Origin of the sequence: Flavobacterium arundinis (genome assembly GCF_038289855.1) — a bacterium.
Lineage (GTDB): Bacteria > Bacteroidota > Bacteroidia > Flavobacteriales > Flavobacteriaceae > Flavobacterium > Flavobacterium arundinis.
Genome location: NZ_JBBYHR010000010.1, coordinates 141,599 through 159,852 on the forward strand (window position 1 = coordinate 141,599; position 18,254 = coordinate 159,852).

Below are 18,254 nucleotides of genomic sequence, written 5' to 3' on the forward strand. Positions count from 1 at the left end.
GAGGTCATACCTGCTAAATCATCTATCAATACCTATTCTATAATACATGAAAAATTTCCGGACTTCTGTCTTACTATTATTTCTACTCTCCACCGTCATGGCTTTCGCACAGGGCAGGCCCGATGGCGGCAATGGCATTAAAATTATAGGGAAAGTAATTGAGCAGGATACAAAACTGCCACTTGAATTTGCCACTGTAACCATACAAACCCCTGACAATGTTACCGTAAACGGCGCTATGACTGATGCTAAAGGTGAATATACTGTTACCGTGCCACCCGGCACTTATAACATCAAATTTGATTTTATATCGTTCAAGTCAGCTGTTATTTCTGCCAGGGAAATCACTGCTGAGACCAACCTTGGCACTATGGCTATGGTTCCCGATGCAACATTGCTAAAGGATGTAGAGATTACTGCTGAACGCTCTACTGTTGAAATAAAACTCGATAAAAGGGTATACAGCATTGGCAATGATATGATGGTAAAGGGCGGCAGCGTGAGCGATGTGCTTGACAATGTACCGTCATTATCAGTCGATGCTGAAGGTAACGTAGCGCTAAGGGGCAACCAGAGCGTAACCATACTTATTGACGGAAGGCCTTCTACCCTTGCAGGAAGCAATGTGGCGGATGTACTGCGCCTGCTGCCTGCCGACTCTGTTGATAAAGTAGAGGTAATCACCAACCCGTCTGCACGTTATGATGCGGAAGGCGGCGGCGGTATTGTAAACATCATTCTTAAAAAAGGATCGGTAGACGGGTTTAACGGATCGTTTGTAGCCAATACAGGAACGCCTGCCAACCACGGAATATCCACCAACCTGAACTACCGCAGCGAACATTATAATGTATTTACCAGCCTTGGCTACAACTACAGGAACAGCCCCGGTAATTCAAAGACAAATACAGAATACCTGGACGACAACAACAATACAACCAGCTTTGTAAACGAAAGAAGAACCAATGACCGCCTGCAAAGGGCGTTTAACGGAAGCTTCGGTATTGAATGGTTCCTTGATAAAACGCTGACGTGGACCAACTCAATATCCGGGCGCAGGAGCAGTGGCGATAACCCTACTGACACGTATTATGACAATTATGATGCTGATCGTGTTTTCCAGAATACCCGTTTCAGGTATAACCTTGAAAATGATAAAGACACCAACTTCAGGTATTCGACCAACCTTGTAAAGAAATTCGATGACAAGGGTCACGAGCTTAAGATTGATGCTTCCGTTTCTAAAAGTGTTGACGACGAGAATGCAATAATCAATGATGTCACACTGGGCAGCCCGGATATTGTGAACAGCAACGAGCGCACAACCAATAACCAAAACGAAGACCGTGGCCTCATACAGGCCGATTATGTATTGCCTTTAGGTAAAGACAGCCGTTTTGAAGCCGGTTACCGCGGGAGCTTTACCACTCTCGAAACCGATGCCAGGGCAGAAATACTTCAAGACGGTATCTGGATAAACAACGGCGATTATACCAACTTCCTTCAGTATAAAGAGAAAGTAAATGCACTGTATACACAGTTCGGGTCGAAGATGGGCCAGTTCTCTTACCTCTTCGGGCTGCGTTGGGAAGATAGCAATATTGATGTGAACCTTATCAATTTAAACGACTATCACAATAAGCGGTACAATAACTTTTTCCCTTCTGCATTCTTTTCGTATGAATTTGCACAGGGCAACAGCGTTAGCCTGAGCTACAGCCGCCGCATCAACCGCCCAAGGGGAAGGTTCCTGAGCCCATTCTCGGGACTGCAGAGTAACATTAATATCTTCCGTGGTAATCCGGATCTTAACCCTTCCTATACCAATGCTTTTGACATTGGCTACCTTCGTAAATGGGGTCAGCTGACTCTAAGTACATCGGCCTACCTTAATATTACCGATGATACCTTCCAGTTTGTGAGAAGAGCATCAGGAGATTTTGTCGTGAACCCGGTGGGAGGTACTGATATTGTTGACCCAAATACGGGGGCAGTGACTATAGTAGATGGGCAGGATACCCGGACTCCGGTTATACTGACTACCCCTATAAACCTTGCTAAAGAATATCGTTTCGGGTTTGAATTCAATATAAATTACAATCCATTCAAATGGTGGAGAATTAATAGCAACTTCAATTTTTACCGTTACGAAAGCAAAGGCGATTACACTTTTGTTTATGAAAACGAAGAAGGTGCAACCATAACTGACTTCCAAAATTTCAACAGGACGGCTTACAGCTGGACTACCCGGATAAATTCAAAAATAACCCTGCCCGGTAAGATCGACTGGCAGCTTAACGGCAACTACGAAGCGCCGCAAAATAATGCCCAGGGCCGCAGGGTGGGCGTAGCAAGCGCCAACACAGTGCTGAGTAAAGACATACTGAAAGACAAGGCAACCATTGCACTGAATGTGCAGGACATTTTCAATTCCAGGAAAATGAAAAATGACACCTATGTTCCGGGACAATTGAGGTCGTATAGCGAAATGCAATGGAGGCAGCGCCAGGTAACGCTATCATTCACTTACCGTTTCAACATGACCAAATCCGACAGGCAGAAGGAAAATCAGCAGAAACAGCAAGATGGTGGTGGGGATGACTATATGGGAGGATAAGTTCAAATTCAACAATTCATTTCAGACCTGTCAGGTCTATAAGCATAAAAAGAGGCAGCTAATCAGGCTGCCTCTTTTTATTGGTCTCCATTAAAACCGGGTCATTGGTCTCCTTTAAAAACCTGAACATCTTTCACTTCAGGTTTTAATTTTACAGAATAATCTTTTCCGCTTGTTGCAATTAAGTTGATCCCCCTAACGAGACCGATAACATCGTAGGCATAACCACTGTTAATACGGTAAGCGTTAGGTGACGGCTGCCCCATATCCATTATAAACCCGCCATTTTGCCCAAAATAGAATCTATTGCCTGAGCCAACATAAACGCTTCGCTGCGAAAGCTTTTGCGCATCAAAAGTGTATTGGTAATAGTCAAATACCTTATTATAATTTTTGGAGTAGAACGTAAAATCCGGTGGTGCTGTATTCAGGGTACTACTATTGCTACCTGAATTTGGTACGGCAACAGCAAGCCTGTCGGGTACCTGCGCATGGCATATAAAACCCGCCGTTATTGCAAAAAAAGCCAGGAATCGTTTCATAGGATTATCTTTTAGTATTCCAAATATAACGAATTTTAATAACAAAAGGCGCCAATTGGCGCCTTCAGTAGTGTGTATGTATCTATTAAGGGAAAATACCCCTTTGTTTGTAAGCCATTTCAATACGGGTGAGGGCCACAATGTAAGCAGCAGTCCTCCAGTCGGTTTTAAATTGCGCCGATGAAGTGATTACTTTGCCGAAAGCCTCTTCAATCTTCTTCCTCAATTTTACGATCACATCATCCATCGTCCATATTTCGCCGTTACGGTTTTGAAGCCATTCGAAATAACTGCCTATAACGCCACCTGAGTTGCAAAGGATGTCCGGTATAATATCCACGCCATTTGCAATAAGTATTGCTTCTCCTTCAGTATCTGTAGGCCCGTTAGCGCCCTCAGCTACTACCATCGCTTTGATGTCAGATGCGTTTTCGTCGGTTATCTGGTTGCCCAGTGCTGCCGGGATAATAATATCACAATCAATCCCGAAGAAAGATTTTGAATCGTATTCCTGTGTGCCTTTAAATCCCGTTATGGTAGCATTGTCAGTCTGGTAACGCAAAAGCGCTTCAGGATCAATACCTTCAGGGTTATAAATAGTTCCCGTAGCATCTTGCACGCCCACCAGGATAGCGCCATTTTTGTTCATGAAATGTGCTGCCCAGTAGCCTACGTTGCCAAAGCCCTGTACAATATATTTTTTACCTTCAAGCGAAGTGCCTTTTACTTTAGCCCAAGACTCAAGTGTTACAACAACGCCAAAACCGGTAGCCCTGTCACGTCCTTCAAGTCCGCCCGATCCTACCGGCTTACCGGTAACTACGTGCTGGTTTTTAGAACGTTCTGCCGGCGATTTGGTCGACATATAAGTATCGGCAATCCACGCCATCATCTGTGCATTGGTATTTACATCCGGAGCAGGAATGTCATGCTCAGGGCCTATGTTGTCACCTAAAGCATACGTGAACCTCCTTGTTATCCTTTCGAGCTCACCCTGGGAGTATAATTTCGGGTCGATTTGGATACCGCCTTTTCCGCCACCGTAAGGCAGCCCTGCCAGTGATGTTTTCCAGGTCATCCAGGTAGCCAGTGCCCTTGCGGCATCGATATCTACGGTATGGTGATAGCGCAGGCCTCCTTTATAAGGACCTAAAGCATTGTTATGCTGTACCCGGTAACCGGTAAAAACCTCTACTTTTCCGTTATCCATTTTCACAGGGAAATGTACAACGATCTCATTATTGGTTATAGAAAGAATTTTTTTAACACTCTCATCCAGCCCCATAACGGCTGCAGCTTTTTCAAACTGGTTCTTTACATTTTCATACATGCCCACCCGGGCTTTTTCTGCTGTTGCCATAATTTTAACTTACAACTTGTATAATAAATAATTTTTACTTTTTTTTAAAGCATCACAAATATAAAGCAAACGCAATGATTGGATTACAAATTTTATAAAAAATAAATCCTAAAATTATGATTGCTGTAATTTAATCCATCAAAAAGCCCGCCAAAATACATATTATGTAATTTTTATTCTTTTAAATTGGCTGCAAATATTTAAAAATCAATAATATACAATCTGTCCTTCAATTTGATCCGGATTGTCAGTAGTAGCCAATACTGTTATTATGCTTTGAAAGCACTAAGCCCTAACCAGAATTATTAAGTGCCCTGTGGAAGTTTTCTATTATATTTTTACGTAATCTCAGTTTTTGGTATATTTGCCGGAACATATCTACATAGATTTGTGGAAGACAACCAATTAAAATAAGGATTTCGGAATTTATAAGGATATGATTTTCCGTAGAAACTTTACCTATTAACTGAAGGCTAAATACCATATTATGAAAATCGAGCAAATTTATACCGGCTGCATCGCACAGGCAGCTTACTATCTGGAAAGCAACGGGGAAGCTGCCATTTTTGACCCGCTACGGGAAGTACAGCCTTATATTGACCGCGCCTCAAAAGACAGTGCGAAAATAAAATACATCTTCGAAACGCATTTTCATGCCGATTTCGTGTCGGGCCATGTGGATCTGGCAAAGAAAACAGGCGCGCAGATAGTGTATGGGCCAACTGCCAATCCTGATTTCGAAGCGTTTATTGCCGCCGACGGGCAGGAATTTACGGTAGGCAATTATACCATCAAAGCGATACATACACCTGGCCATACGCTGGAAAGCACCTGCTACCTGCTTAGCGAGAGCGGCGAACCAACAGGAATTATAACCGGCGACACCTTATTCATAGGTGATGTGGGCCGCCCCGACCTTGCACAGGCCCTTACTGACGAACTGACACAGGAAGTGCTTGCCTCACACCTTTATGATTCGCTTCGTAATAAAATAATGGTCCTGCCTGACAGCCTTACCGTGTACCCGAGCCATGGTGCCGGAAGCGCCTGCGGGAAGAACATGAGCAAGGAAACTACCGACCTGCTTGGCAACCAGAAGAAAATGAATTATGCCCTGAGGGCAGATATGACCAAAGAGGAATTCATTAAAGAATTGCTCGACGGGCTTGGCGCTCCTCCGGCCTATTTCCCGCAAAACGTGATGCTGAACATACAGGGTTATGAAAGCCTCGATACGATATTGCAAAAAGGTTCGGTGCCATTATCTGCTGACGAATTTATTGCCGCAGTAAAAGAGAATGAGGCTTTGGTACTTGATGTAAGGCACGAAAACGACTTTGTAAAAGAACATATCCCCGGCTCGATATTCATTGGCCTTAACGGAACATTTGCACCGTGGGTAGGCGCACTTATTATGGATGTGAACCAACCATTGGTGCTGGTTACTCCGGAAGGCCTGGAAGAAGAAGCTGTAACACGACTGGCACGGGTGGGCTTCGACAATACCCTTGGCTATCTTAATGGTGGTATCAATGCATGGAAGGCAGCAGGCTTTGAAACTGACAGTATCCGTTCTATTTCTCCTGAAGAATTTGCCGACAGGCTGGAATCTGAAGAAAAAATAGTGGTTGACTCCAGAAAACCCGGCGAATTTAATGGCGGGCATGTTATAAATGCAGTAAACATTCCACTGGATTTTGTAAATCAGCAATTGGCAGAAGTACCCAAGGAAGAAGATTTTTACCTTCATTGCGCAGGCGGCTACCGGTCGGTAATCATGTCTTCGATACTAAAAGCAAGGGGCTACCATAACATGATCAATGTAGAAAAAGGTTTTGGCGGTATAAAAAACACATCGGTAAAAACGACTTTGATACAACCTGCGTGCTCGTAATCTGCTCCTGAAAAATAAATTTTAAACACGGCACAGTGCAAGTGATTTTTAAATACTTTTGCACCATTATTTAAACAAAAAACAAATATGAAAAAATTTCTTTTATTTCTTGCTGTATCAGCTGCGTTTGTATCGTGCAAGAAAGACCAGTATGAGATAGCAGGAACAGTAGATAAATCGCTGAACGGAAAGAATGTATTCCTTGAAACACAAGGCGGCATGACAGGATTTACAGCTAAGGATACTGTAAAAGTTGAAAACGGTAAATTTGTATTTGAGGGCACTGCCACAGAGCCGGCATTATATTTCATCCAGGTTGAAGGCCTGAATGGTAAAGCGGAGATCGTACTTGAGCAAGGTGACATTGAAGTTACTATAGATAAAGATTCCCTCTTCAAATCGACACAGGGAGGTACTTTTAATAACGATATGCTGCACCAGTATTATCAGGATATAAACAAGATCAGGACAAAAATGCTTTCTTTCCAAAAAGCAAACCAGCAGGCAATGATGGCAGCTTATAAAGCTAACGATACTGTGGTTATGAACAAGCTGAACAAAACCTATGTGGCTATCGGAAAAGAAATGACAGATGCTTCTACCACATTTATAAAGAAAAATCCAAAAGCCTACATCAGTGTGCTTCTTTTAAAACAACAGGTAGCAATGGCTAAAACGCCGTATGCCGACCTGAAAAAACTATATGATGCACTTGATGCAGACAATAAAAAAACTAAGGAAGGAAAAGAGCTTACTACCGAAATGGCGAAGCTTCAGAAAGCTGAAGAAAGCAAAGCAAGTGTAGAAGTTGGCAAAGCAGCTCCGGAATTTAGTGCTGCAAGTCCTGACGGTGCTAAACTTTCGCTTAAGCAATCGCTTGGCAAAGTTACCCTGGTCGATTTTTGGGCATCATGGTGCAAGCCATGCAGGGAGGAAAACCCTAACGTTGTGGCAATGTACAATGAGCTGCATGCTAAAGGCCTTAACATAATAGGCGTATCCCTTGATAAGGACGCTGCCAAATGGAAAGAGGCTATAGCGGCCGACAAACTTACATGGAACCAGGTTTCTAACCTTAAGTTTTGGGATGAGCCAATTGCACAGCAGTATGGTGTAAAATCGATCCCTGCAACTTTCCTTCTTGATGCCTCGGGAAAAATTGTTGCCAAAGACCTTAGAGGCGCTGAGCTTAAAGCGAAAGTAGAAGAACTTTTGGCTAAATAAGAAAAGCCTACGCTTCATAATATAAAGAATCTCCTTCGGGAGATTTTTTTATTGGATTAACTTACAGTCATTTAAAAAATAGTTGCCAAAATAGCAGTAAATATGTTTGTTTACTTAAAAAACAACACTATATTTGCAACCGCAATAAGCGAAAAGGTAAAGCCTTTGGGGAGATACTCAAGCGGCCAACGAGGACGGACTGTAAATCCGTTGGGAAACCTTCGCAGGTTCGAATCCTGCTCTCCCCACGAAATGGGTAAAAAATAGAGAAAATCAGGTTTTCCCGAAATTTTCAAAAAAACCCAAAACGTGTAAACCCTGCAAATTCATATTTGCAGGGTTTTTTATTTTCCTGCATCGCGGCAGGATATCGTCAGGTACAATAATCCATTTAAAATTGGTGCGCCAAAATAACTACTCTCCTTTTAAAGCAAGTGTTCAAAACGGATAAAAAAAAGGAAATCCATATTTTCTCAGCTGTCGCGTTTTACTGTTGACCATACTAACTACAGCTTTATAACTACATAATCCTACTGTTAACCCATGAAACGCCAATTTTTTATAGAGCGAATATAGCCTTTCGATCAGAATCAGGGAAAATGGAAAAATACGGGCAACTCTGCAAATGAGAAGAATATGGTTTTCCAAACAGAGAATACTTACAAACAACCCAAATTATTATAATTAAAAGCCATCTTTTGCAGCATGTAACTTTTAATGCCTAACTTTAAAAAAAACGCCTAACAACCAAAACGTTAACCCCAAGAACGATACCATGAAAAATGAAGAAGATGCAGTCGCCGGACCCAGTGCCACAATCCAGGATTTTCCTATAGTTGGAATAGGCGCTTCAGCAGGCGGCCTTGAAGCTTTCAGGCAGTTCCTGAAAGCGATACCAGAAAATTCGGGCATGGCGTATGTTTTGGTCCAGCACCTTTATCCTTCGCATGAAAGTATATTGCCGGAAATTTTATCACGATATACCAAAATCCCTGTACTGGAAATAACAGACGATATCCACCTTGCACCAAACCACATTTATGTGATTCCGGAAAATAAGCTGCTTACCTCCATAGATGGTGTGCTCAAGCTTTCCCCCCGGGAAAAGGAATCCAGGAATGCTGCCATCGATATCTTTTTTGTATCATTAGCCGAAGTACATCTGGAACTTGCTGTGGGAATTGTATTGTCAGGGACAGGTACGGATGGTACACTTGGCCTGAAGGCGATAAAAAGATATGGCGGCATTACGTTCGCACAGGACGAAAGTTCGTCAGCCTACAGCCAGATGCCGTTAAACGCCATAAATGCAGGAACCGTTGACTTTATAATGAAACCGGAAGAAATGCCTGAGAAATTAATTCAATTGAATCCTGCGAACGATAATCATGATTCCGGCGACCCTGCCAGGGATGAAGATAACGCCTTCCACGAGATCTTCCAGATAATCCGCAAAAATACCGGTGTCGATTTTTCATACTATAAGCAGAGTACAATACGCAGGCGTTTGGCAAGAAGGATGGCCATTTCCAAAACCAGCAGCTTTACTGAATATTTAAAAATTTTAGCGGCTGACCCCTTAGCGCCATCGCTGTTATTTAATGACTTTTTAATACCCGTTACAACGTTTTTCCGGGACCCAAAAGTTTTTACTGAATTGAAGGAAAAGGTATTTTCTTCCTTAGTAAATATACACAAAGAAAGTTCTGCCGCGCCAATACGAATATGGGTGGCCGGTTGCTCGACCGGTGAAGAAGCTTACTCGCTTGCGATAGCGTTTAAGGAATTTTTAGAAGCGCATCATAGTGAAATACAAATACAAATTTTCGCATCAGATATTTCGGAAGCTTCATTGGCAATAGCAAGAAAGGGATTTTACAAAGAAACGCAGCTCGTTAACGTATCGGAAGCGCAGCTGATCAACTATTTTGACAGGAAAGCGGACGGTTACCAGATAAAGAAAAATATAAGGAGCCTTTGCACCTTCGCAGCGCATAATTTCCTAAAAGATCCTCCATTTGCCAGAATGGACCTTATATCGTGCCGAAATGTACTGATATATATGGGTTCGTTTATACAGAAAAAAGCGCTCACGACATTTCATTACGCGCTCTTAGATCACGGCTTTCTTTTGCTTGGCAAGTCAGATACAGCTGCTCCGGCCGCAGAATTATTTAAGCCCGTGCTAAAGGCCGGCAAGGTATATGCCCGCAGGCAGGCTTCAGGACGTCAGGTACACAAAGTAATGCTTGAAATGGAAGCATCATCGCAACAGCCATCCGGCAAAGGACCGGTTAGTGTGCCGGCAGCAGACGATTTTGTAAAAAGCGGCCAGGCAGTTTTACTGGCCGATTTTACGCCTGCAAGCGTCATTATAAATGACAATATGGACATTGTTCATTTAAATGGCAATGTCACCCCCTACCTTCAGCTGGTATCCGGACTACCCACATTCAGTCTTCTTAAGATTGTACGTAAGGAGCTTGCATTTGAATTGCGCAATATCGTGCGTAAGGCAAAAGATCTTAATATCTCTGTCGTGAAAACCGGAATACCCTTTAAGTCAGGTACTGACCTTTTAGATGTTACCATAGAAATCAGGAAACTTTCGCAAACACTGGAGCCCTATTTTATAATCGTTTTTACTTCTGCCATCCTTCCTGAAAAAGGAAATGCAAAATTTATCAATCTTATCCAAGAACAAATCGATAATGATAATACCAACCTCAGGCGCATAAAATCCCTGGAAGAGGAACTGCTGCAAACCCAGGTTGACGTAAATGCTATATCTGAGGGACAAGAAGCCTCAAATGAAGAGCTCCAGAGCGCCAATGAAGAACTGCTTAGCGGAACGGAAGAACTGCAAAGCCTGAACGAAGAACTGGAAACTTCCAAGGAAGAATTGCAGTCAAGCAATGAGGAACTTATTAATATAAATGCCGAACTGCTTGAGAAACAGGAAGAGATCAATTCTTCAAAAGCCTACATTGAGGCCATCGTAGCCACACTTAGGGAACCAATAGTGGTGCTTGATAAAAACATGTGCATAAAAAATATCAATAAGGCCTTTGTGAAAAAATACCACATTACCAAAGAAGAGGCCAAAGCGCAACTGATATACGAAATATGCGGTGGGTTATTTGATAATGCGACTATGCGGTCATTGCTCGAAAAAGTGCTGCTCCAAAACAAGCAGTTAGATGATTATGAAATTGGCCTGGAAATAACCCCCGGAAAAGAATGCATTTTATTGCTTAATGCTAAGCAGGTTCCCAATGAGCAAGGTGAAGAACAGTTAATTCTTCTCGCCATTGAGGACATAACAGAAAGGAAAAAAATTGCACAGGACCTACAATCATTGTCAGACGGGTTTGAGGCAAAAGTAAAAGAGCGCACAGAAGAGCTGGAAGTATCTAACGCCGAGCTCAGCATGTCTATTCGCGAACTCAACAGCGTTAATATAAGGCTACAGCAGTTTGCCTACATTGCCAGCCATGATCTCCAGGAACCTCTCAGGAAAATACAAATATTCGTGAGTGTGTTGCAGGGACAGGGCCTGCCTGAAGAAGCCACAATACTGCTCGATAAAATAAGTGCATCATCGGAAAGGATGAAAACCCTTGTGAAGGACCTCCTCTCCTACTCTTATCTTGCTAATGATCCGGGATTGTATGTTGCCACCGATTTAAATAACGTCGTTAAAAATATTATTAGTGATTTTGAACTGGTCATTGAGCAGAAAAATGTGGAAATAACCTGCTCCGATCTTCCTATGATTGCCGCAATACCCTTACAGATGAATCAGCTATTTTATAACCTGATAAGCAATGCTTTAAAATTCCTGCGTACCGATAATGTTCCGCGAATCGAAGTTTCCTGCGAAAAGCTCTCAGCAGCGCAGGTGGAAAAATATCCGACACTGGATAATGAATTGGTTTGGTACGATTTTACCTTTCAGGATAACGGAATTGGTTTTGAGCAAAAGTATGAGAAGCAGATCTATACGATATTCCAGCGATTGCATAATGACGGGGCGTATAATGGAACCGGAATTGGCCTTGCCATCAGTCATAGAATTGTGGAAAATCATGGGGGAATAATTTTTGGGGAATCTTCATTAAATAATGGCGCAGCTTTCCATGTTTTTTTGCACAGCTAGGATTTATTTCTGAAAATATAACAAAAAAGAGTTGCAAATGCAGACAGTTTCCCGAACTACCGGACAGCTGGAACAGTAAAGGACAAACGTCTTATTTGGGGTCAGTATGTTGCAACGAGCATACTACAGAAACAGGGTGATTGCGTCTCTTTAAAACCAATAGAGACACATTCACTGTGTCTCTATATATAATTAAAATAAAAATCCGGATTTATTAGTACAACTCCTCGACCTTGATCATTGTATCCTCTTCAACTCTAAAGGTTTTGCCTTTTACCTTGATAACATCGCCAACATTATATTTTTTATATTGTTTAGGGTCTTTCATATTCGGGATGCTAATTGTCGCGAAGTATACGGTACCATCGGCCATTTTAATCTTGGCAGTGTAGCCGTCTTTACCCTGGTTGATCTCCGTAATTTTTCCTTCTACCGTGATTTCAGTACCTTCGGCAAGCTGTGAATTTTTCTCCGGTACTTCAGTCGGTGTTACAACGCTGTCTATGGGTGCAGCGGTTTTATCTACAACTTCTACGGCGGCAGGCTCTTCGGTCACGGTCTCTTTCTTTTCGGTACAGGCGGCAAATGCCAAAGCCGATACTACTGATAATGCTATTATTCTTTTGTTCATGATGATTATTTTTTTTTGCAAATATAAAGCTTTTCCCACAGCAGCAGTGTTAGCAAAAACACAAAACCGCCCCTGCTGAGGGACGGTTTTAGATTTATAATTCAGAGGTGAATCTTAGTGGCCCCCGCTGATTTTTGTGTCAAAATTAATGCCCTGGCGCTTAAGGATACCTTTAACGACAATAGCGTAGAATGCAAGGTAAGCGAAACAAACAACGCCAACGATATAACTCATTTTTATGGTAGTAGCATCGGCTACAAGACCCTGCGTGAAACTTACAAGTCCGCCACCCATAATCATCATAATAAGGAAGTTACTGCCCTGCGTGGTTTTCTTGCCAAGTCCACTAATAGCGAGTGTAAAGATACATGGCCATAAGGTACTGCAGAATAGCCCAACGCTTGTAAAGGCATAAACGCTCACCATTCCTTCAGTGGTCATACCTACTATCAATGCAATAATTCCCAGAAATGCGAACAACATCAGCATTGTCGCAGGGTTTCCCTTACTGGCAAGGTCGGCAACTATAAGCACTACGATAATAGCAGCATATACATAGAAAGGTGCAAGATCGTGCTGTGCAATTGCATTTACCCCAAGGAAAACACCAAATGCAAGGTATGGCGCTATAAACTTGAAGATCATCTGCATGCTTTTCGTATTGGTAAATGCCTCAACAGCACCACCCCAACGGCCAATCATTAGGCTCGCCCAGTAAAGTGATATATAAGGCGCTACATCTTTGGTGAGGAAGCCAAGGTCTTTTTCAAGGTAGGCAGGCAGGTTACTTGCGGTAGAAACTTCAACCCCCACATAAAGGAAGATGGCAAGCATGCCCAATAAAAGCTGCGGGTACTGCAATGCGGACTTGCTTGGGCCTTTTGTATCTTCAACAATATCTTCTTCTATAGCCGGGTGGTTTGGCAGCGAAGAGAACTTCAGCATGATCGCAACAAGTACGAAAGCGGCTCCCAGGATAAGGTAAGGGATTTTTACATCCTCTATATTTACATTAGGATTTGCGTTGGCAGGGTCGCCAAACAGGGCAAAACTCACGATAAGCGGGCCTATCGTCGTACCAAAGTTATTGATACCGCCTGCAAGCGTAAGGCGTTGCGATCCTGTTGTTATCGGTCCTAATGCAATCGCAAGCGGGTTAGCTACCGTTTGCTGAAGTGAAAAGCCAAGGCCAACAATAAAAAGACCTGAAAGCATTAAAGGGAACGATTGCGTGTTTGCAGCCGGAAAAAACAGTAATGTACCTAATGCGGAAATTATAAGGCCAAGGGCAAGTGAATTCTTGTAACCAAGACGGCTTACGATATCCTTTTTTGTGAGGAATGAAATTCCCATATAAAGCAGCGCACCAACAGTATAGGCAATGTAAAATGCAACAGATACCAACTGGCTTTGTCCCTGCGAAAGGTCGAACGCCTTCTTGAAAACGGGAATGAGGATATCGTTACTTGCGGCAACAAAGCCCCAAAAGAAGAAAACGGTTACCAGCGGAATGAACTGGCCCCATTTGGTTTGGTTTTGTGAACTCATAAATGTTTAATGGTTAATGTGAATATTTGGTTTTTAGAAAGAATGTTTTATTTACTCTGATTTTTTAATTCCTGTTTTTGGGCCGATACCGTTGGCATTAAAAGCCTCGATCTGGAAATAGTAGGCATCGCTCCTGTCCAGGCCGCTAAAATAATACTCATTTTTGCCATATACCATAATCGACCCATATAATTTATCAGCAGATTTGCCAAAATAAATAACATAGCCATCGGCATTGGGCTCCTGCTGCCATTTGAACCATACATTACGGCGCTCGCCCTTCTTTTTGGCTTCGGCGCGTAAAGGAACGAAATTTTTCACTTCGCCCGGCTTTTCGCCGCTTCCTTTACCGAATATCCTCAATCCGCTTATCGCGAATTTGCCCGTAGGCATCTGCAGGTTCTCCAGTTTTATATAACGTGTTGTCGCAGGTTTGGCAAGTTCGATATAATCGTGCGGAACATCTTTGGTGTTCTTGCTTTTATCAACAAGCACCGACCATTTCTTTCCGTCATCCGATGCATAAATGATGTATTTATGCCCGGTCGTTGTTGCAGGCTTACCCATAATTTCCACATCCTGATCGGCATAATTGATCTGTATCGCGTTGATGGTGCTCTTTTCACCAAGATCGGTCATGATGTATTCGCCTTTATTCCCTGTTTTAGCCGACCAGTACGTTTTGATATCCTCATCCACGGCAAAATTCGGTTGGAAGCCTCCTAAAGTAGAAGAGACCTGTACCGGCTTGTTGTAATTGAGCAGCATCCATCCGGCAAATGATGCCAGCCCCGTGTGGCCTTTATGCTGCGCCGGGAGGTACGTTGGGTAATCACCGTACGCCGTATTGCTGTACATCACGCCATCCTTATCGAAGCCCGCAGGCCAGATGCCTAAGCGTCTTTCGAAATTATTCTTTACAGATAATACAACTGTTGATATGTGCCAGTAATCGTTGTTTATATCCTGATAGGTTGCCCCATGCCCTGCCCCCCTTGCAAAGCCTCCCGGCTTATACGAGAAAGGGTTGAACGGTTGGTACTCAAATGGGCCAAGCGGGTTGGTGCCCACATACACCCCATCGGCATAACCGGAGAATTCGGTGCCGGGTGCGCCATATTGCAGGTAGTATTTGCCGTCATGCTTTGTCATAAAAGCGCCTTCGGTAAAAGGCTGCAAAAAGGTATTGTCGTTATGTTCACCAAAGCGTTCCCAACCGTGCTCGTCGTCATTCAGCGCCAGTACAGGGATCACTTCGCCATCAGGCTGGAAGGTCTTACGATTGAGCTTTACTCCATATAACGGATATAGGTTGCTTGAGCCGTAATAAAGGTAGACCTCGTCTTTTTCCTTGTCCCAAAAAATATACGGGTCCCAGGCACCGGCCTCAAATTTATGCACCAGCTCTTTCCAGTTGTCGCCTTCGGGTTTGGTGCTCATCCAAATCGGGAATTCCTTAGTGTGTGTAGAGCCAACCACCAGCATTGTATCGTTCACAAAAGACACGGACGGAGCACAAAGCTCATCATAGACATCATGCTCCGGCCTGAGGAATTTTCGGGGAATGAATTTCCAGTCGAGCATATCGTCGCTATGCCAGTAACCCCACTGGTTGGTGGAGAACAGGTAGTATTTTCCCTTGAAGAATGTGATCACCGGATCGGCAGTAGCGCGGTGCTTTCCCTGCGTCACAAAATTGGGTATCGGGCAGTAGCCGTAATCAATATTTATGGGATTGCAATAGGTTTTCTGCTGGCCGTAACCCGCAGTAAAAACGATAAGCAATACTATAATGGCTAGTCTCTTCATTACTTATTGTCAATTGGCATAAAACTTATAGCTGTTCCGCCACCTGCTGCAAGGACCAGTTTAAGCTTCGTTTTCGAAGTCACTTCCTGTGTTTTTATCTCGTAGCTGATAGGGTTATTTTTCCAGTTGGCCGTTTTGCCATCCTGGTAAATAACCGCCTTGTACTTTTTGCCCGGCGTAAGGAAATCGAGGGAAATGGTCGTAGTACGGGCATTCTCATCGGTTATAGCGCCAAGGAACCAGCTTTCTTTTCCCTTAGTTTTTCGGGCAATGGTAACGTAGTCGCCCGGTTCTGCTTCCAGTATTTTTGTGTCCTGCCAGTCGGTCTCTACATCTTTTATGAACTGGAAAGCGTCAGGATATTTTTCGTAATTTTCCGGTATGTCGGCGGCCATCTGCAACGGGCTGTACATCGTGATATAAAGGGCAAGCTGTTTTGCCAAAGTGGTATGCACCTGCTCCGTTTTGGCAGGGTCGTACACGCTCATTTTTATTTCGAATATACCCGGCGTATAGTCCATCGGGCCGCCCAAAAGCCTTGTGAAAGGCAATATGGTTTCGTGCACCGGTGGGTTGCCCACGCTCCATGCGTTGAACTCGTTGCCCCTTGCTGCTTCGGCAGCAACATAGTTGGGCCATGTGCGGTGAACACCTGTTGGGCGCGCCGATTCGTGCGAATCGACCATGATCTTGTTCTCCGCGGCACGCTTTACCACATACAGGTAATGGTTCACCATGGTCTGCCCGTCGTGGAATTCGCCCCTTGGAATGATCCTGCCTACGTAACCGCTTTTTATGGACTGGTAGCCGTAATCCTTCATGTGCTTAAAAGCCCTGTCGAGCCTGCGCTCATAGTTGGAAACCGAACCCGATGTCTCATGGTGCATGATCAGCTTAACGCCATTCTGTTTAGCATAGTCACTGACTTCTTTTACATCAAAATCAGGATATGGTGTGGTAAAGTCGAAAATCTCTTCTTTCCAGTTGTTGTACCAGTCTTCCCAGCCTGTATTCCATCCTTCGATCAAAAGGCCTTCAAAACCGTGCTTTTTCGCAAAATCAATATATTTTTTTGCGTTTGCGGTTGTAGCACCATGCGGCCTTGGTGTAGCTGTTACTTTCTGGGCGGCATCCTGCGTACCGCTCATGTCCCAGGTGGACTTGCCAGCATGCATTTCCCACCAGATGCCTATATACTTCATTGGTTTAATCCACGAAGTATCATCTATTTTGGAAGGGTCGTTAAGGTTGAGTATCATTTTCTGCGCCAGTATCTCACGTGCATCATCGCTTACCATTATGGTACGCCAAGGTGTTTGGGCAGGTGTTTGAAGGAAAGCCATATCGCCCATGGCGTTGGGTACTAAGAGCGATTTTAGTGTATGCTTTGCCGGATCCAGTTGCAGGTGCATTACCGGGTAATTAACAACGGCTGCCTCAAAAATATTGATATACAGGCCATCCTTGCTTTTCATCATCAGCGGCGACTGTACGGCATGTTTTTGCGGGATGGATTTCATTCCGATACCGTTGTTCATATCGAGCTTGCTGTTATCTACCTCCGAAAGCAATGTTTCGTTATAGGCATATTCCTGGCTGTCAAAATCGCCGGGGATCCAGAAAGCCTTATGGTCGCCCGCGAGGTTGAATTCGGTATTTTCAGCAGAAACTATAAAGTAATTGAGGTTTTGTTGCTTGGGGAATTCGTAGCGAAAGCCTACACCTTCGTCAAACACGCGGAAGATGATGTTCATTTTCCTGCCTGTTGCTGTCTGCTCAAGGGCTATTTCAAGCTGGTTGTAATTGTTCCTGATCTCTGCCACCTCGCCAAGGACGGGCTTCCATGTATCATTTACAGAAGACTGTTTTGTTTCGATAGCCTTAAACCCGCTGTTCAGGGCAGGCAGGTGCTTTACTTCAAGCCCCATCAAGCTTTGGTTAATAACAGGCTTATTTTTATAGGTAACAGTATAATTAGGCCGCCCGGAAGCGTCAATTGCAAAGTTTACCGTGATCTCTTTTGAAGGTGACTGTACTGTCTGGGCATTCAATAACCCGGCACAGAAAAACGCAATGGCAGTGATGTAAAATTTCATACTTAAAAATTTCATAAATATACAGATATACTGCGGTATTGCTATTAATCAATCTGCTAAAAAAACGCACTAAAATCAGAATTGTCTTTAAAAATCCCGAAGGTTCAAACGTTTGCAGTGAGGATATGATAAAAACGACAGACAGTTGCTATCTGTAGTTCCTTTCTACTGCTTTAATAAGCTGCCTGTTGCGCCTATCCGCATACATACGGTTCAATGCGCTTACTGCCCAAATAAAAGCCGGTATCCATCCAATGAGGGTTAATTGAAGAACAAGGCAGATAATGCCCGACATTATTTTGCCTTGCAGGAACAGCGACAACCAGGGGAAAAAGAAAGCAATTACGTATCTCATTTTTTATAAATATTGGCTG

At 43.5% G+C, this 18,254-nt stretch carries 11 protein-coding genes and 1 tRNA gene; 5 read left to right on the forward strand and 7 right to left on the reverse strand.

Features of this window, described 5'->3' with window-relative positions; all coding sequences use genetic code 11:
* Positions 1-46: 46 nt before the first annotated feature.
* Complete coding sequence (locus AAEO56_RS16720; protein ID WP_341698217.1) at positions 47-2,617, forward strand: TonB-dependent receptor domain-containing protein; 2,571 nt, start codon at positions 47-49, stop codon at positions 2,615-2,617.
* Between the two features lie 101 nt (positions 2,618-2,718).
* Here the strand turns inward: AAEO56_RS16720 and AAEO56_RS16725 are convergent, their stop codons facing one another.
* Positions 2,719-3,159, reverse strand: a complete 441-nt coding sequence (locus AAEO56_RS16725; protein ID WP_341698218.1) for a hypothetical protein — start codon at positions 3,157-3,159, stop codon at positions 2,719-2,721.
* An 85-nt stretch (positions 3,160-3,244) separates the two neighbouring features.
* A complete protein-coding gene (locus AAEO56_RS16730; RefSeq protein ID WP_341698219.1) occupies positions 3,245-4,519 on the reverse strand; it encodes a Glu/Leu/Phe/Val family dehydrogenase in 1,275 nt (424 codons plus the stop codon).
* 487 nt (positions 4,520-5,006) lie between these two features.
* Here AAEO56_RS16730 and AAEO56_RS16735 point away from each other — a divergent pair, with 487 nt between their 5' ends.
* The 4 genes from AAEO56_RS16735 (at position 5,007) to AAEO56_RS16750 (ending at position 11,796) form a co-directional block, all read left to right on the forward strand.
* Positions 5,007-6,413 (forward strand): MBL fold metallo-hydrolase, encoded by a 1,407-nt coding sequence (locus AAEO56_RS16735; RefSeq protein WP_341698220.1) that lies wholly within the window; start codon positions 5,007-5,009, stop codon positions 6,411-6,413.
* Between the two features lie 87 nt (positions 6,414-6,500).
* Complete coding sequence (locus tag AAEO56_RS16740; RefSeq protein WP_341698221.1) at positions 6,501-7,637, forward strand: TlpA disulfide reductase family protein; 1,137 nt, start codon at positions 6,501-6,503, stop codon at positions 7,635-7,637.
* Between the two features lie 167 nt (positions 7,638-7,804).
* Positions 7,805-7,885 (forward strand) — tRNA-Tyr (locus tag AAEO56_RS16745).
* A 527-nt stretch (positions 7,886-8,412) separates the two neighbouring features.
* Complete coding sequence (locus AAEO56_RS16750) at positions 8,413-11,796, forward strand: CheR family methyltransferase (RefSeq protein ID WP_341698222.1); 3,384 nt, start codon at positions 8,413-8,415, stop codon at positions 11,794-11,796.
* 214 nt (positions 11,797-12,010) lie between these two features.
* Here the strand turns inward: AAEO56_RS16750 and AAEO56_RS16755 are convergent, their stop codons facing one another.
* The 5 genes from AAEO56_RS16755 to AAEO56_RS16775 form a co-directional block, all read right to left on the reverse strand.
* Positions 12,011-12,427, reverse strand: a complete 417-nt coding sequence (locus AAEO56_RS16755) for a hypothetical protein (protein ID WP_341698223.1) — start codon at positions 12,425-12,427, stop codon at positions 12,011-12,013.
* A 114-nt stretch (positions 12,428-12,541) separates the two neighbouring features.
* Positions 12,542-13,975, reverse strand: coding sequence for an MFS transporter (locus tag AAEO56_RS16760; protein ID WP_341698224.1), 1,434 nt, complete (start codon positions 13,973-13,975; stop codon positions 12,542-12,544).
* A 51-nt stretch (positions 13,976-14,026) separates the two neighbouring features.
* Positions 14,027-15,784 (reverse strand): family 43 glycosylhydrolase, encoded by a 1,758-nt coding sequence (locus AAEO56_RS16765; protein ID WP_341698225.1) that lies wholly within the window; start codon positions 15,782-15,784, stop codon positions 14,027-14,029.
* Positions 15,784-17,880 (reverse strand): glycoside hydrolase family 97 protein, encoded by a 2,097-nt coding sequence (locus AAEO56_RS16770; protein WP_341698226.1) that lies wholly within the window; start codon positions 17,878-17,880, stop codon positions 15,784-15,786. The genes AAEO56_RS16765 and AAEO56_RS16770 overlap by 1 nt, the downstream gene beginning before the upstream one ends.
* 148 nt (positions 17,881-18,028) lie before the next feature.
* Positions 18,029-18,235, reverse strand: coding sequence for a YqaE/Pmp3 family membrane protein (locus tag AAEO56_RS16775; RefSeq protein ID WP_341698227.1), 207 nt, complete (start codon positions 18,233-18,235; stop codon positions 18,029-18,031).
* Positions 18,236-18,254 lie beyond the last annotated feature (19 nt).

Coding starts and splice junctions, on each gene's coding strand:
- AAEO56_RS16755 (WP_341698223.1), bottom strand. CDS start 12,427: ATGAACAAAAGAATAATAGCATTATCAGTAGTATCGGCTTTGGCATTT.
- AAEO56_RS16770 (WP_341698226.1), bottom strand. CDS start 17,880: ATGAAATTTTACATCACTGCCATTGCGTTTTTCTGTGCCGGGTTATTG.
- AAEO56_RS16775 (WP_341698227.1), bottom strand. CDS start 18,235: ATGAGATACGTAATTGCTTTCTTTTTCCCCTGGTTGTCGCTGTTCCTG.
- AAEO56_RS16760 (WP_341698224.1), bottom strand. CDS start 13,975: ATGAGTTCACAAAACCAAACCAAATGGGGCCAGTTCATTCCGCTGGTA.
- AAEO56_RS16740 (WP_341698221.1), top strand. CDS start 6,501: ATGAAAAAATTTCTTTTATTTCTTGCTGTATCAGCTGCGTTTGTATCG.
- AAEO56_RS16720 (WP_341698217.1), top strand. CDS start 47: ATGAAAAATTTCCGGACTTCTGTCTTACTATTATTTCTACTCTCCACC.
- AAEO56_RS16765 (WP_341698225.1), bottom strand. CDS start 15,784: ATGAAGAGACTAGCCATTATAGTATTGCTTATCGTTTTTACTGCGGGT.
- AAEO56_RS16725 (WP_341698218.1), bottom strand. CDS start 3,159: ATGAAACGATTCCTGGCTTTTTTTGCAATAACGGCGGGTTTTATATGC.
- AAEO56_RS16750 (WP_341698222.1), top strand. CDS start 8,413: ATGAAAAATGAAGAAGATGCAGTCGCCGGACCCAGTGCCACAATCCAG.
- AAEO56_RS16730 (WP_341698219.1), bottom strand. CDS start 4,519: ATGGCAACAGCAGAAAAAGCCCGGGTGGGCATGTATGAAAATGTAAAG.
- AAEO56_RS16735 (WP_341698220.1), top strand. CDS start 5,007: ATGAAAATCGAGCAAATTTATACCGGCTGCATCGCACAGGCAGCTTAC.